This window comes from Streptomyces sp. APSN-46.1 (genome assembly GCF_022815725.1).
Classification (GTDB): domain Bacteria; phylum Actinomycetota; class Actinomycetes; order Streptomycetales; family Streptomycetaceae; genus Streptomyces.
In genome coordinates, this window is the sequence record NZ_JALGRF010000001.1 from 76558 (window position 1) to 91092 (window position 14535).

Below are 14535 nucleotides of genomic sequence, written 5' to 3' on the forward strand. Positions count from 1 at the left end.
CCGCTCCGGCCGTCCTATTCGAGGAGCCGGTCCCGCAGCCGGCCGAGGGTCTCGGGTGCGAGTCCGAGACCTTCGGCCAGATAGCGGTCCACTCCGCCCCAGGTCTCGTCGATGGTCTCGAACGCCGCGGTCAGATATTCGGCGCGGGCGTCGAAGAGGGGCGCGAGGAGCTCCGTCACCTCGGGGGAGCGGGCCCCCGCCGGCTCTCCGCCGCGCCGCATCCGGTAGCGGCGGTGCGGGGCGTTGGACTCCAGGTAGTCCGCGACGATCGCCTCGCGTTCGACGCCGAGCGCGAGCAGGGTGACCGCGATCGAGAGGCCGGCCCGGTCCTTGCCGGCGGCGCAGTGCATCAGGGCCGGGACGCTGTCCTCGGCGAGGGCGTGCACCACGCGGCTGTGCTCGGCGGTGCGGTCGCGGATGATGCCGCGGTAGGAGTCGGCCATCCGGGCCACGGCCTTGCCGTCGCCCAGGATCGCGCGGAGCTGGTCGAGGTCGCCCTCGCGGACCATCTTCCAGAACTCCCCGCCGTCGGCCGGATCCGACAGCGGGATGTTGACGTTGCGGACGCCGGGCAGCTCCACGTCGTGGCCGTCGAGGGCCTGGTCGGCGCCGTTGCGGAAGTCGAAGACGGTGTGCAGGCCGAGTGAAGAGAGGTACTCTGCATCGCTTTCGGTGGCATGTGCTAGATGTCCGCTTCGGAACAGTTGTCCCGACCTGACCCTTCGTCCGTCCGTAGTCGACATTCCGCCCACATCGCGGAAATTGCGCACTCCGGACAGTTCCGGCTCCGTGGGTGGGGCCTGAGGTATCTGCTGGGTCACGGGAACTCCTCCGCGTGGTCGTGGGGTGTCCGAATTACACGGGTTGGCGCCAACTTGCCATATCCGGAGGCGAGATCGGATCCCTCCCCGTGAGCCAGATCATACGGTGACCCTGAGTGCCTGATCGCTGAAGCCGAATTCCCTTGCCAGGGCGGTTGTTGCGGCCGCTGAATGGACAGAGGGTGACCGGAATTCCGTTGATCCCTCATACCTTCGATTCCGTCAGGGAATTCGTGGGTTGTTCCGCGCGCACGGCTGGATTACGTTCGCGAGCGATCCGGGTGGACCGCCGAATCCTGCCGCCGCCCGGCAACCGCACCCGACTATCAGCGCGCGCGGCAGGAGCGGGGGAACCAGGTAAGCCGCTGTTCCGGATCTTTTCCGGGACGGCTAGGGGTGGAGCCGTACGTGTGCTGTTCATGTACGGCCGGACATCTCCAGTCCGAACCCGACAGCTCACCTCGCAGGCGACGGAGAGGAATCCGCCATGCCCGCAAAGGGTAAGCACCGCCGTCCCAAGTCCGGTTCGATATCGCGCGGTTTCGCCGTCGCCGGTACCGGTGGCGCGGCCCTCGCGCTGCCGCTGCTGGGTGCCACCGGCGCCTCGGCGGCCGGCGCCCCGGCCGCCGCCCCCGTCTCGGCTCCGGCGCAGGCGCCGCAGCTCCAGGCCCCGCTCCAGGCCCCGGTCCAGGCCCCGGTTCAGGTCCTGCCGGCGGCCGCCCCGCAGGCCGCGGCGGCCGCGCCGACCGTGTACACGGTCGTGCCGGGCGACTACCTCTCGAAGATCGCCGCGGAGCGCCACCTGGACGGTGGCTGGGAGCGGCTCTACGAGGACAACCGCGAGGCCGTCGGTTCCAACCCCTCGCTGATCCACCCCGGTCTGAAGCTGACCCTGGGCGCGAAGGGCGAGGCGGCCGCCGCCCCGGCCGAGTCCGCTCCGGCCGAGTCCGCCCCGGCTCCGAAGCGCGCGGAGAAGCCGGCCGGCAAGTCCGCCCCGGCCGCGCCGTCCAAGGCCGCGCCGTCCCAGGGCAAGGCGGCTCCCGCCGCGCCCGCCGCGCCCGCCAAGAAGCAGCAGGCCACCGGCACGACCGCAGGCACGACCGCCACCACGGGCAAGACCGCCTCCTTCGTGGCCCCCCTCGGCGGCGGCATCTCCACCCCGTACAAGACCCCCGGTGCCATGTGGTCCTCCGGCTACCACACCGGCGTCGACTTCATCGCGAGCTCCGGGACCACCGTCAAGGCGGTCGGCGCGGGCACCGTGGTCTCCGCCGGCTGGGGCGGCGCGTACGGCAACGAGGTGATCATCCGGCACGCGGACGGCGCGTACTCCCAGTACGCCCACCTCTCGCAGCTGTCCGTCTCGGTCGGCCAGAGCGTCACCGCCGGCCAGCGCATCGGCCTCTCCGGCTCCACCGGCAACTCGACCGGCCCGCACCTGCACTTCGAGATCCGCACCGGCCCGTCCTACGGCTCGGACATGGACCCGGTGGCCTACCTCCGCTCCAAGGGCGTGAGCATCTGACGGCAGCCGCCGCCGGAAGAAGTACGACAGACGCGTGAGGCCGGGGCCCGAGGGGGGTCCCGGCCTCGCGGGCTTATTCCGACCTGACCGGGTGGTATAGATCACGGTCCGTCAACCCCTGCCTACGGTGGCGTAGGTCACGCGCCGCGGTGAAGGATAGGGGACCGTGGCAGCGACGACGACGACACTCAAGACCATCGGCTCGTACGCGGCGATCGGGGACAGCTTCACCGAGGGCGTGGGGGACCCGGGACCCGGGGACACTTTTCTCGGCTGGGCCGACCGGCTGGCCGTACTCCTGGCCGATCAGCGGGAAGAACACACATTCCGGTACGCCAACCTGGCCGTGCGCGGGCGGCTCCTGGACCAGATCGTGGAGGAGCAGGTCCCCCGGGCCAAGGAGCTCGCCCCCGACCTGGTGACCTTCTGCGCGGGCGGCAACGACATCATCCGGCCCGGCAGCGACCCGGACGACGTGGCGGAGCGGTTCGAGGCGGCGGTCGCCGACCTCACCGGGGCCGTCGGCCAGGTCATGATCACCACCGGTTTCGACACCCGGGGCGTACCGGTCCTCAAGCACATCCGGGGCAAGGTGGCCACGTACAGCGCGCACGTCCGCGCCATCGCCGACCGGTACGACTGCCCGGTGCTGGACCTCTGGTCGCTGAAGTCCGTACAGGACCGGCGGGCCTGGGACGCCGACCGGCTGCACCTCTCGCCCGAGGGGCACACGCGGGTCGCCCTGCGCGCGGCGCAGGTGCTCGGCCTGGAGGTGCCCGCCGACCCCGACCAGCCGTGGCCGCCGCTGCGGCCGCGCGGCTCGGTGGACGTGACGCGCGACAACATCCAGTGGGCGCGCGAGTATCTGGTGCCGTGGATCGGCAGGCGGCTGCGCGGGGAGTCCTCCGGGGACCACGTCGAGGCCAAGCGGCCGGACCTGCTGCCGCTGTAGGAGAGTCCGGGCCCGGCCTCCGCCTCAAGGGCCTCCGCCTCAGGGGACCCGATCTCCACGATCTCCACGGGACCGGGACCGAGACCGGGGCCGCTGGGCCGCGGGGGCCGCGAGAGCGGAATCCTTCGGGGCCCGTGCGCGTTGGAAGGTCGTACTCTGTACGACCCGTCCTGCCCCGATCCTCCCAGGAGGCGCTTTGACCGGCTCCCGTCCCCTGCGTCCGCGGCTGCGCGCCCTGCGGCCCGAAGCCTTCGGCGCGGACCCGTCCGGCGCGCGGATGGAGCGGATCCGCCGCTCGCCGAACTTCGCCGACGGCGTCTTCCAGAACCCGGTCGGGGCCCGGACCAGGCCTGCCGGCTCCTTGGTGGAGTTCGCCAAGATCTACTTCCACAAGGAGCAGCGGGTCCGGCGCGGCCCGGGCGCGCCGATCCCGGTGTACCCGACGACCCTCGCCGAGCTGGCGAAGCCGCCGGTGAGCGGGCTGCGCCTGACCTGGATGGGGCACTCCAGCGTGCTCGCGGAGATCGACGGGCGCCGGGTGCTGTTCGACCCCGTGTGGGGTGAGCGGTGCTCTCCATTCCCTTTCGCCGGTCCCAAGCGGCTGCACCCCGTGCCCGTGCCGCTGGCCTCGCTGGGCGATGTCGATGTCGTGGTGATCTCGCACGACCACTACGACCACCTCGACCTTCCGACGATCAAGGCCCTTGCCGGTACGGACACGGTCTTCGCGGTGCCGCTGGGCGTCGGCGCGCACCTGGAGCGCTGGGGCGTCTCGCCGGACCGGCTGCGGGAGCTGGACTGGAACGAGAGCACCAAGGTCGCCGGGCTGTCGCTGACGGCGACCCCGGCCCGGCACTTCTGCGGGCGCGGGCTGCGCAACCAGCAGTTCACCCTGTGGGCCTCCTGGGTGGTCACGGGCGATGAGCACCGGATCTTCCACAGCGGGGACACGGGGTACTTCCCCGGGTTCGAGGAGATCGGCTCGGCCCACGGCCCCTTCGACGCCACCATGATCCAGATCGGTGCGTACTCGGAGTACTGGCCCGACATCCACATGACGCCGCAGGAGGGCATGCGGGCCCACCTCGACCTCCAGGGCGGCATCCCGCACGGCACGATGCTGCCGATCCACTGGGGCACCTTCAACCTGGCCCTGCACCCGTGGGACGAGCCGGGCGAGGGCACGATGGCCGCCGCCGAGGCCGAGGGGGCCGCCGTCGCGCTGCCCCTGCCCGGCCAGCCCTTCGAGCCCGGCGCGGCCGACGCGCCCGCCGAGCCGTGGTGGCGCCCCTTCGTGGCGGGCGGCTCGCCCGCCCCTGCCGCGGCGCCTCGGCCGGACGCGGCGCCCAGGGCGGCCGAGGCCGAGCGGCCGCAGGCCGGGGTCCGCGAGGAACCCGAGGCCGTCGGCTCGTAGCCCCTGCCTCCCGGTCGGACGCGGGCCCCGGCACCGTCCGGGGTCCGCGCCTCGACGGCGGCCGTGTCGGATGACCTGGTCCTCGCTCAGCCCCTCGTCGGGGGGCGAGCGGCGGTCCGGTGGCCGGAGCGTAGGCGCTCGGTGCTCAGCCGGGTGCTCCCGGGCGCCACCACCTCGTCGAGGGTCGTGTGGTTCACGTCGGCGTAGCGAGCCGCCCGCTCAGGGTTCAACGGGTCGATGAAGTCGTCGTATTCGGTCCGGGGATCAGCGTCCGGGCGCCATGTCGTAGGTGATCCACATCGTCCGCGTGGCCACCTGGTCGTACTTCGACCGCGCGCGGTGGTTGTCGTCGGCGGTGATCCAGCGCACGACGCTCCAGCCGCGCTCGGCCGCGATCGCGCTCAGCCGGCCGAGCAACAGGTCGACGGCGCCCGAACCCCGGCTCTCCGGCGCCACGAACAGGTCGTCGAGGTAGCAGCCGACCGTCGCGGAGAGCGGCCGCGCGAACGGGCGGTAGTGCGCGAGGCCGATGAGCATGCCGTCGGCGTCCTCGGCGACCAGCGCGTTGACCTCGTGGCCGGGGTCGTTCACCCAGGACCACACCGTGTCGGCGGCCTCCTCCGTCTGCTCCACCTTGTAGAAATCGGCGTATCCGCGGTAGAGCGCGCGCCACTGCGCGAAATCTTCCGGCCGTGCGTCGCGTACCTGTATCTGGGACATGTCAGGAAACCCCTGTCGTGGAATCTGCTGGCCGCGGTCAAGTGTTTCAAGCATGCGGTTCCCCTTTGGGGCAGGAAACCGATCATGCTTGACCCGGGTTCGCGGGCAGCGTGCCGGGGTGTCGAAACGCTCGCCTTCAAGGCACCGCGATGGACAGATGGCTGCCCCCGGGGATGCTATTGCCGTGACCGGAAGGTCACCGCGCCGGCTTCCCTGCCGTCGCGCGTGCGTGGCTCCTCTCCTCGTACTCGCCCACCAGGCCGGGCCAGATCGCGCGCGGTGTCCACGGGGGCGGTACGGGGGCCGCCCGCAGCAGCACGTGGATCGGTACACGGCGGGGCGGCCAGGGGCCGTGGACGTGCGTGGCAGCCTGGTGACGGGGCCGGAGCCTGCCAGACCCGGGCTCCGTCGGCGGGCCCGGGGGCGTGGGCCGGCCGCGCCGGGGCGTGCGCGCTCCCGGCGCATTCGGGCTGTCGTACGAGCGCTCCATCGGGAGCGGGAAGCACCCCGGCCAAGTTCCCCAACTGGCCGTCCAGGGCGGGAGCGTGCGGTCTAGCGTGGGTATCCGGTGATCACTACCGGGCCCCGGGACGTGCCGGGGATCCGGGCCCCACGTACCGAGGACGCAGATGTCCGGACTCCGCGCAGCCCGCCACTCCCCGTCGAGACACGCCGTCACCGGTCCCGGCCGGCAGATACGCCCCCAGCTCGTCCGCGCCGCCGTACTGCCCACGCTCGCCGCCGGGCTCAGCGGCACGGCAGCCGTGATCTTCGCTCTGCAGCTCGGCGGCGGCGCCGGGGAGCGGGACGCCCGGCTGTGGCCGGTGCTCACCGGCTGCGCCCTGCTCGTCGTCGGCGCACTCGCCGCGGCCCTGCTCGGCGCCCAGCGGGCCGCCAAGGCCGTCCAGGACCGCTGCGAGGCGCTGCGCCGCTCCAGCGTGCGCGGCCGCCAGGAGCTGCGGACGGCCGCCGAGCGGCTGGAGCGTGGCGAGACGCCGACCCGCCCGGTACGCGGCGGACCCACCGCGCCCGCGCCGGGCGGCGACCCCTCGACGGTGGACGAGTTCTGGCTGCTCGCGCAGGAGCTGCGCGGCGCCCGCGAACAGGCGCACGCGACCCTCGTACGGCTCGCCGCACCGGCCGCGCCGTCCGACAGCGACCGCAAGGTCGAGGTCTTCGTCAACCTCGCGCGCCGGCTCCAGTCCCTCGTGCACCGCGAGATCTCGCTGCTCGACGGGCTGGAGGACACCGTCGAGGACCCGGACCTGCTCAAAGAGCTCTTCCACGTCGACCACCTCGCCACCCGCATCCGCCGCCACGCCGAGAACCTCGCCGTGCTCGGCGGCGCCGCCTCCCGGCGCCAGTGGACCCGGCCCATCGACCTCAGCGAGGTACTGCGCTCCTCGGTCGCGGAGGTCGAGCAGTACACGCGGGTCAAGGTGGTGCCCCCGGCGGGCGGCACCGTCCGGGGTCACGCCGTCGCCGACGTGGTGCACCTGCTGGCCGAACTCGTCGAGAACGCCACGGTGTTCTCCGCCCCCGACACCGACGTGATGGTGCGCGCCGAGCGGGTCACCGCCGGGATCGCCGTCGAGGTGGAGGACCGGGGACTGGGCATGCCGGCCGAGGAACAGCACCGGATGAACGCCCTCCTCGGCGACCCCGACCAGTTCAGCGTCCGGCAGTTGCTGGCGGACGGGCGGATCGGCCTGTTCGTCGTCTCGGCGCTGGCCCGGCGGCACGGGATCGCAGTCGAGCTCAAGTCCAACATCTACGGCGGGGTGCTCGCCGTACTGGTGCTGCCGCAGGACCTGCTGGGGGCGGAGGCGCCGAACGCCGCCGACGCGCTGGGGGGTTCGCGGGCCACCACGTGGGCCACCGGCGAGGGGGGCGCCGCGGCTCCGCCGCTGGAGCCGGTACGGAGGCCCCTGCCGCGGCCGGAGCCGACGTGCCGGGCGGCTGCCCCCGCCCCCGCCCCCGGGCCGGCGGTTGCCCCCGCGCCCGGGCCCGGCCCTGCGGCTGCCCCCGGGCCCGGCCCGGCGGCTGCCCCCGTGCCCGCGCCCGGGCCGGTAGTTGCCCCCGCGCCCAGGCCTGGCCCGGTGGTTGCCACCGCACCCGGCGCTGCGTCCGCGCTCGGGTCCGGGCCGGTAGTTGCCCCCGCGCCTAGGCCTGGCCCTGCGGTTGCCTCCGCGCTCGGCTCCGCGCCCGGCCCCGCGCCCGCGCCTGGCCCCGCGTCCGCGTCCGGGCCTGGCCCCGTGTTCGGGCCCGGGCCTGGCCCCGTGTTCGGTGTGCCCGCCTGGGCGGGGTCCGGCCCGCGCGCGGGTACCCGTACCGAGGTGTTCGCGGAGACCACCGAGCTGGACCTGGGCTCCGCCACCGCGGCGCCCGCGCCCGCGCCGGTACCCGCCGCCCGCGCGGAGGGCGACCCGCCCCCGCTGCCCCGGCGCCGCGCCCAGCAGCATCTCGCGCCGCAGCTGCGCGACACCCCCGCCCCGCGACGCGCGGCGGAATCCGAGCAACCCGTGCACGACCCCGGCCTCATGGCCGCCTTCCAGCGGGGCTTCGGCCTCGCCCAGTCGGAGAACCAGGCATGACCCCGACCCCGACCCCGACCCCTCACCTCAGCAAGGAGCGCACCCCCATGGGCGGCGAAGTGGCGACGACGACCAGCCGGCTCTCGGATCTCGACTGGCTGCTCAGCGGCCTGGTCCAGCGGGTGCCGTACACGCGCAGCGCGGTGCTCCTCACCGCGGACGGCCTCGTCACCTGTGTGCACGGCCTGGACCCCGACAGCGCCGACCACTTGGCGGCCCTGGCCTCCGGGCTCTACTCGCTGGGGCGGAGCGCCGGATCCCGCTTCGGTGACGGCGCGGAGGTCCGGCAGGTGGTGGTCGAGCTCGACACGGCGCTCGTCTTCGTGTCGGCCGCCGGATCCGGCACCTGCCTGGCGGTGCTCGCCTCCCGGGAGGCCGACGCGGGCGTCATGGGCTACGAGATGGCGATGCTGGTCAAGAGCGTACGACCGTACCTGGCGGCCCCGCCGCGGCGGCCCGTCACCGACGCGGGACGATGAGGGGGAGGACGACGGGGGCGAGGGCGACGGGCGCGCACGGATTCGGGGCGGGGCGGGACACACCGTGGCTGGACGACTCGGCGGGCCGCGTGATGCGCCCGTACACGGCGAGCGGGGGGCGGACCCGGCCGGCGGTCGCCCTCGACCTGCTCTCGCTGGTGACGGCGACGGGCGTACGCCCGCACGCGCCGCTCGGCGCGGAACACACCCTCGCGCTACGGCTGTGCGCCGGCGCGGCGGCGGTCACCGTCGCCGAGGTGGCCGGACAACTGCGGCTCCCGGCGGTGGTGGTGAAGGTGCTGTTGTCCGACCTGATGGAACACGGGGCCGTCATGGCGCAGGCGCCGCGGTTCCCCGGCGGCGGCGGGCGTTCGTTCGCCGCCGATGACCAGACTCTCCTGCGGGCGGTGCTCGATGGCCTACGCAAACGGCTGTGAAAGCCGCCCCGCAACCCTGCCCGCGACCTTGAAGATCCTGGTCGCCGGCGGGTTCGGGGCGGGCAAGACCACCTTCGTGGGCGCGGTGAGCGAGATCGAGCCGCTGCGCACGGAGGAGCTGCTCAGCGGCCTCAGCGAGGCCGCCGACCCGCTCGACGGGGTCGAGGGCAAGAGCGCGACGACCGTCGCCCTGGACTTCGGCCGGATCACCCTGGACGAGCGGCACGTCCTCTACCTCTTCGGCACGCCCGGGCAGGAGCGCTTCTGGTTCCTGTGGGAGGAGCTGTGCGCGGGCGCGCTCGGGGCGGTGGTGCTCGCCGACACGCGCCGCCTCGCCGACTGCTTCCCGGCCGTGGACTTCTTCGAACGGCGCGGAATCGGCTTCATCGTCGCCGTCAACGAGTTCGACGGCGGGCACCGCTACGCGGCCGAGGAGGTCCGCGAGGCGGTCGGGATCGGGCCGGAGGTGCCCGTCGTGCGGTGCGACGCGCGGCTGACGAGCTCCGGTACGGGGACGCTGGCCGCCCTCGTCCACCATCTGCTCACCGCCACGTCGGCGAACTGACTCGGGGGAACCACCATGACGTACTACGAATCGACCGGTCATCTGCTGCTCACCCCGGTGGACCGGGAGGCACCCGCGCGCGTCGTCCGGCTGCGCGAACTGGGCCTGGGGGAACGGCCGGACACGGAGCTGGACGCTTTCTCCAGGCGGATCGCGCAGACGCTGGGCGCACCGTACGCGGGGGTCAACTTCATCGGGGAGGAACGGCAGTTCTTCGCGGGGCTCCACCACGAGGCGGACGCCCCGGCGAGCGGATATCCGGCGCGGGTACTGGCCCGGGACCAGGGCTACTGCCCGCACGTGGTGGTGCGGCGGCGGGCGCTGGTGCTGGAGGACGTACGGGACTTCGCGCGCTTCGCGGGGAACGCGGTCGTCGACGAGAGCGGGGTGCGGTCGTACCTGGGCGCGCCGCTGACGGACCGGCAGGGGATCGTGCTCGGCACCGTGTGCGCGGTGGACGGAGTGCCGAGGCGGTGGGGGATGGACGGGCTGGCGACCATGAAGGCGCTGGCCGCGGAGCTGGTGGCGCTGCTGCTCCACGAGGGGGAGGAGCGGCGGGACTGACAGGGCTGCCGGGACCGCCGGGGGCCGTTGTCAGTGCCGGGGTCTACGGTCGGAGACGAGGGTTCACCGGAGGCTGGAGAGGACTGGAGAGGGGTCGCGGGGATGGCCACGACAGCGGAGGAGGTCCGGGCGGTCGCGCTGTCGCTCCCGGAGAGCAGCGAGAAGCTCGCCTGGGGCATGCCGACCTTCCGGGTGAGCGGCAAGATCTTCGCCGCCCTCGGGGACGACGACACCTCGATCGGGGTGAAATGCCCCAAGGAGGACCGCGCGGAGCTGATCGCGGCGGAGCCGGAGAAGTTCTTCATACGCGAGGGCCACGACGACAACTACGCCTGGCTCCGGGTCCGGCTGGCGGCGGTGGAGGGCGCGGGGGAACTGCGCGCGATCCTGACCGATTCCTGGCTCCAGGCGGCGCCGAAACGGCTGGCCTCGGCGCATCCGGAGCTGGGCGGCGCCTGAGGGCGGCGGCGGTCACCGGAGAAAGACGGTGATCCGCCCGCGCAGCGAGGGGCGGCGTCCAGGCCGCCGTGGGCCGCGTGGTGCCCGTCGATCGTGCCGTAGCGGCGCAGCTCGGCGCGGGCCACACCGAGGCCCAGGATCCGGTGGGGCACCTCGCCGAGGGCGTCGTTGGCGGATGCCGCCAAATTCAGCGTGACCTGCTCGAACGGCCGCTCGACGAGGAAGCCGGCGAAGGTGTGGACGATCGGCCGCAGCCCCGTCAGGGCCAGGCCGCCGCCGCAGACGCCGACCTGCGGCTGTTCCCTGATCCCGGCGCGGCGGACCGTGCCCGAGCCAGCCGATACCCACGGGGCGAAACGCACGCGCGACCACCCCGCGAAGTGCGGTATTGTTCTCCTGCGCGTTCAAACCAGGGGAAACCCCAGGTCAGCGGGCATCGGGACGTGGCGCAGCTTGGTAGCGCACTTGACTGGGGGTCAAGGGGTCGCAGGTTCAAATCCTGTCGTCCCGACTCGAAAGAGTCGCAGGTCAGAGGTCGTATCGGAGACATCCGATACGACCTCTGGCTCGTTTCTGGGGACCATTTGGGGACCAGCGCACTTGACTGGGCCCGAAGCGCACCTTGACCCGGTCAAGGTGCGCTTCCAGCAGCGGGGACGTGGTAGTCAGAGCTCTGGTCCGGTGCAGTACCCCTTCGGGTCGAGAGGCCAGGGGTACGCGTACAGGCGGGTCTGGGCGGCGATAAGGCGGTCCGTGGCGCAATTGTTGGCTGTGTCGAGAAAGAGAACGTTCCCCTGCGCGTCGCGCCCGAGGTCGAACCCCATCGTTCGGGTGTTGGACGAAACCGACGCTCGTTGAGAAGCATCCTCAGAGGCAACAGATAGAGGAGTGCGACCCCGGCCCCGACTCCCACGAGAGCCCAGAGCCACCAGTCATCACCCACCACCCCTCGTCACGGACTGCCGCTCCATGCCGGGATCGAGACGGACACCGACGTCCGGTCCCAGCTGTTACGCCGGGTGAACAGGTCATTGCCCTCGCCGTCGTCCCCGACCCGCCGCCCCAGGACCCAGTGAAGGGGAACGGGCCCGGCCTTGAAACCAAGTGCAGAGTATGGGTCAGGCGGATAGCACTGCCCAGTGCGGCTTGCACAGAGCTTCGTCAGAGGCGACATGCGAGCCACCCCATTCGTACGGAAGAGGCGCGTGAGCCACCCCTGTGACGATCTACTTCTACGGAGCCGATGAGATCCCGCACGGTTGCTTCTCGAACTTCTCCCCGCATGCTTTCTTTGTCGACGGGCTCCGGTGGCCGACCTCGGAACACTCCAGGCACAGAAGTTCGCCGGGACCGCCCACGCCGACCGGATACGTCGCGCGCCATCAGCCGTGCAGGCCGCCGAACTCGGGCGCACCCGCTCGTATCCCCTGCGCCGTGACTGGGAAGGGGTCAAGGACGATGTCATGCGGCGAGCGGTCTACGAGAAGTTCACGCAGAACCAGGAAACCCGGGTGATCCTGCTGGCAACCGGGCAGCAGGAACTCGTAGAAGACACCACCGCCGACCACTACTGGGGGCGAGGTGCCACGGGCATGGGCAAGAACATGCTGGGCCGCATCCTGATGCGAACGCGGACACGCCTGGCAGGAAACGGCAAGGTCTGAGATGGGCAGGGCGGTGTCATGATCGGCAGCACGCGACTTGAACGGCGCATCCGGCGTGACTTCCCCGAACCGGGTTCCGCGCCGGAGATCCTGCGGATCCTTGACGCACTCCCAGACACCGCCGGCTACGACTACCGGCAACTGCGCAGCGAGCGCATCCGAGCCGCGATCATTGTGCTAGCTGAGGGCGACATCGGTAAGTTCCGCCGAGCCATCGAACTGGCGAAGGCGGACTGGCGCGACGTGCTCGTCGCAGCAGGGCTCGCTGATGCAGATTGGCTCATCCGCCTCGACACCGAGCTCGGCCCTGATGACCCGGGTTCCCGAACCCACGACCCCACGTGGACCCATTGCCACGCCTCCAGGCGTGGCACCAGGAGTGAGGGGCCAACAGCTTTCGTGAACTCACAGGCTCTTCATTGCATCCAGGCGTCGGCGTCGACCAGTCGGCGAGGATTCCCTCGGCGAGGGCACGGCCTCGGGATCCGGCATCGCCGGCGGTGAGGACGTCGGACAGCCGGTGGATGACCATGAGGTTGGCGATGCCGAGGCCGCGGGATTTCTCGGCGGCTACGGCCAGTCGTCGGCCGGGCGGGCTTACCGTGGGGGCGTGAGGTACATCGAGGCGCCGGCCGACTACGAGCGGGATGGAACCCCGTCGCTGTTTCTCGCCGGGGGTATCACGGGCTGTCCGGACTGGCAATCCGAAGCGGTGCGGCAGTTGGAGGCGCTGGGGTGCCCGGTCACGGTCGTCAGTCCACGCCGTGCTCGTTTCCCAGTGGGGGATGCCGCGCTCGCGCCGTCGCAGATCGCCTGGGAGTTCACGATGCTGCACCGGGCGGAAGTGATTCTCTTCTGGTTCCCGGACTCCACGACGAGTGTGCAGCCGATCGTCCTGTACGAACTGGGCGCCCACGCCGCGCGCGGAGCCGCGATCGCGGTCGGCGCGGACCCCGCCTATGTGCGGCGGCTGGATGTAGTCGAGCAGCTGCGTCACGCTCGCCCCGATGTGCACGTCCACGACGATCTGCACGAGACGGTTCGGGCAGCGACTGACCTTCTTCCCACCGGCGTGGTGCGCCCGTCGTAGGCATTGCGGAGTCCCCCGCGTGTGTGGAGGACCCCGCGTCTACGACGGGCCGAAGCCGTTCACCTCATGTACGTGGCGTCGGTACGTAGGCCTGCTTCAGGGCACAGTTCCAGATGACCGGGTGCGGTGTGCCTACGGTGTCCGCAGACACGCCCCCGACCCGGTCGTCGTCCGTCACGGCGTACGCGGCGGACCAGCGCATGGGGGCGAGGTGGGGCAGGGCCATCACGGGGCCGCTGCCGGGCCAGATCTGGGCCTGTAGGAGCGGTACGGGTTCCGGGGGGAACGCCTCCTCTTCGGCGGCTGTTCCCACGCTGACGCCGGTGGTCGGGCTGATGTCGTCGAAGCCGCCCGTCATACGGTCAGCGAGCAGGCCGGCGGCAGTCACGTTCGTGTAGGGCGGGCGCCAGATGACACCGTGGGAATAGCCTTCGCGGGTGAACAGGTAGGTGCCGGTGATGTGGCCCTTCTCGTCGATGTCGGCCGGCGTGTACCGGCTGTAGGTGTCGCCTGGCGAGATGGGCGGAAGTTCCGTGGCCGGTGCGGCGGCGTCGGCGTGCCAGCGCAGTGCGACGTCGTATCCTCCGTCCTCGGTGGCGCCGTAGCCGTTGCCGACGATCTCGCCGGCGTTGTTGATGCCGCCGATCGCTTCCAGCCCGCGGACCTGGGCGGGCAGGGCGAGCTCGCGCCGGATGGCGGTACCGGACCATTCGACGCCGACCAGGCCGTCCTGGGTGCGCTTGTCGCCGACGATGCGGCTCTGGTCGTTGACGTCCTTGGCGCTTCCGCCGCCGGCCAGCAGCCGCACGGCCCGAGCTCCCGGCCGGTAGCTGAACGCGCCGGGTTCGAGCCCGGGGCCGGTCAGCGTGCCCACCATCAGCCCGAAACGGTTGACGGCCGCGACGCTGCCGGCGGTGTAGCCGGCGGGCAGCGGGACGCGGTGGACGGAGGTGCCCAGCCAGTAGACGGGGAGCTTGCGTGACACGCCCACGGAGAGAGCGAGCGGGCCGAAGCCGTTGACCTGGGTGTCGTGGTTCCAGGGCTGCGGGTCTGCGGTGCCGGGCAGCGACTGCAGCACCGTGATGGACGGTGTGCAGGCCTTCCCGGTGAGCGCCTCGGCGGAGTCCCCCTGCACCGCCTGTGCTGCCTGCGCCGGTAATGCCAGGGCGAGTGAGGCGAGCGCCGTGCCCGCCGCAATGCCCAGTCTGGTCCTGCTCTTACCCATGTTGATCCCCCCAGCAGTGTGCGAGT

At 72.1% G+C, this 14535-nt stretch carries 15 protein-coding genes, 1 tRNA gene, 1 pseudogene and 1 riboswitch; of the genes and pseudogenes, 13 read left to right on the top strand and 4 right to left on the bottom strand.

From position 1 onward, the window contains the following. Positions 1-14 precede the first annotated feature (14 nt). Positions 15-821 (bottom strand): tyrosine-protein phosphatase, encoded by an 807-nt coding sequence (locus MTF65_RS00355; RefSeq protein WP_243626077.1) that lies wholly within the window; start codon positions 819-821, stop codon positions 15-17. A 277-nt stretch (positions 822-1098) separates the two neighbouring features. Beyond that, a riboswitch (cyclic di-AMP (ydaO/yuaA leader) is annotated at positions 1099-1304 on the top strand. A 4-nt stretch (positions 1305-1308) separates the two neighbouring features. On the opposite strand from MTF65_RS00355, the gene MTF65_RS00360 reads away from it, so the two are divergent. The 3 genes from MTF65_RS00360 to MTF65_RS00370 all read left to right on the top strand — a co-directional run bounded on the left by MTF65_RS00360 (position 1309) and on the right by MTF65_RS00370 (position 4712). Beyond that, complete coding sequence (locus MTF65_RS00360; RefSeq protein WP_243626079.1) at positions 1309-2346, top strand: LysM peptidoglycan-binding domain-containing M23 family metallopeptidase; 1038 nt, start codon at positions 1309-1311, stop codon at positions 2344-2346. A 166-nt stretch (positions 2347-2512) separates the two neighbouring features. Beyond that, positions 2513-3298, top strand: coding sequence for an SGNH/GDSL hydrolase family protein (locus tag MTF65_RS00365; RefSeq protein WP_243626081.1), 786 nt, complete (start codon positions 2513-2515; stop codon positions 3296-3298). Positions 3299-3494: 196 nt separating this feature from the next. After that, positions 3495-4712: an MBL fold metallo-hydrolase gene (locus MTF65_RS00370; RefSeq protein WP_243626082.1), complete on the top strand. Its 1218-nt coding sequence runs from the start codon at positions 3495-3497 to the stop codon at positions 4710-4712. Positions 4713-4976: 264 nt separating this feature from the next. Here the strand turns inward: MTF65_RS00370 and MTF65_RS00375 are convergent, their stop codons facing one another. After that, positions 4977-5432 (bottom strand): GNAT family N-acetyltransferase, encoded by a 456-nt coding sequence (locus MTF65_RS00375; protein ID WP_243626083.1) that lies wholly within the window; start codon positions 5430-5432, stop codon positions 4977-4979. Between the two features lie 629 nt (positions 5433-6061). Between MTF65_RS00375 and MTF65_RS00380 the strand changes: the two genes are divergently transcribed. The 6 genes from MTF65_RS00380 (at position 6062) to MTF65_RS00405 (ending at position 10530) form a co-directional block, all read left to right on the top strand. Next, entirely contained in the window at positions 6062-8026 is a 1965-nt protein-coding gene (locus MTF65_RS00380; protein WP_243626089.1) for an ATP-binding protein, read from the top strand. Between the two features lie 47 nt (positions 8027-8073). Continuing rightward, positions 8074-8505, top strand: a complete 432-nt coding sequence (locus MTF65_RS00385; RefSeq protein WP_243627240.1) for a roadblock/LC7 domain-containing protein — start codon at positions 8074-8076, stop codon at positions 8503-8505. Continuing rightward, positions 8502-8942, top strand: coding sequence for a DUF742 domain-containing protein (locus tag MTF65_RS00390; protein ID WP_243626091.1), 441 nt, complete (start codon positions 8502-8504; stop codon positions 8940-8942). Before MTF65_RS00385 ends, MTF65_RS00390 begins: the two co-directional genes overlap by 4 nt. Next, positions 8920-9507 carry an ATP/GTP-binding protein gene (locus tag MTF65_RS00395; RefSeq protein ID WP_243626093.1) on the top strand — a complete coding sequence of 196 codons (588 nt, stop codon included), beginning with the start codon at positions 8920-8922 and terminating at the stop codon, positions 9505-9507. Before MTF65_RS00390 ends, MTF65_RS00395 begins: the two co-directional genes overlap by 23 nt. Positions 9508-9522: 15 nt before the next feature. Then, a complete protein-coding gene (locus tag MTF65_RS00400) occupies positions 9523-10071 on the top strand; it encodes a GAF domain-containing protein (RefSeq protein WP_243626095.1) in 549 nt (182 codons plus the stop codon). A gap of 102 nt (positions 10072-10173) precedes the next feature. After that, positions 10174-10530 (top strand): MmcQ/YjbR family DNA-binding protein, encoded by a 357-nt coding sequence (locus MTF65_RS00405; protein ID WP_243626097.1) that lies wholly within the window; start codon positions 10174-10176, stop codon positions 10528-10530. A gap of 185 nt (positions 10531-10715) precedes the next feature. Here MTF65_RS00405 and MTF65_RS00410 read toward each other — a convergent pair. Continuing rightward, positions 10716-10886: pseudogene (locus MTF65_RS00410) on the bottom strand (transketolase); the annotation flags it as partial. Between the two features lie 81 nt (positions 10887-10967). Here MTF65_RS00410 and MTF65_RS00415 point away from each other — a divergent pair. From MTF65_RS00415 to MTF65_RS00430, 4 genes are all read left to right on the top strand, one after another. Then, positions 10968-11041 (top strand) — tRNA-Pro (locus MTF65_RS00415). Positions 11042-11837: 796 nt separating this feature from the next. Beyond that, complete coding sequence (locus tag MTF65_RS00420; protein WP_243626099.1) at positions 11838-12194, top strand: NADAR family protein; 357 nt, start codon at positions 11838-11840, stop codon at positions 12192-12194. Positions 12195-12212: 18 nt separating this feature from the next. After that, positions 12213-12698, top strand: coding sequence for a hypothetical protein (locus tag MTF65_RS00425; protein ID WP_243627353.1), 486 nt, complete (start codon positions 12213-12215; stop codon positions 12696-12698). Between the two features lie 106 nt (positions 12699-12804). Beyond that, positions 12805-13284, top strand: coding sequence for a nucleoside 2-deoxyribosyltransferase domain-containing protein (locus MTF65_RS00430; protein ID WP_243626101.1), 480 nt, complete (start codon positions 12805-12807; stop codon positions 13282-13284). Between the two features lie 64 nt (positions 13285-13348). Here the strand turns inward: MTF65_RS00430 and MTF65_RS00435 are convergent, their stop codons facing one another. Continuing rightward, the gene (locus MTF65_RS00435) at positions 13349-14509 is read right to left on the bottom strand and encodes a hypothetical protein (protein ID WP_243626102.1); all 1161 of its coding nucleotides are present in this window, start codon (positions 14507-14509) and stop codon (positions 13349-13351) included. Between the last annotated feature and the right edge of the window lie 26 nt (positions 14510-14535).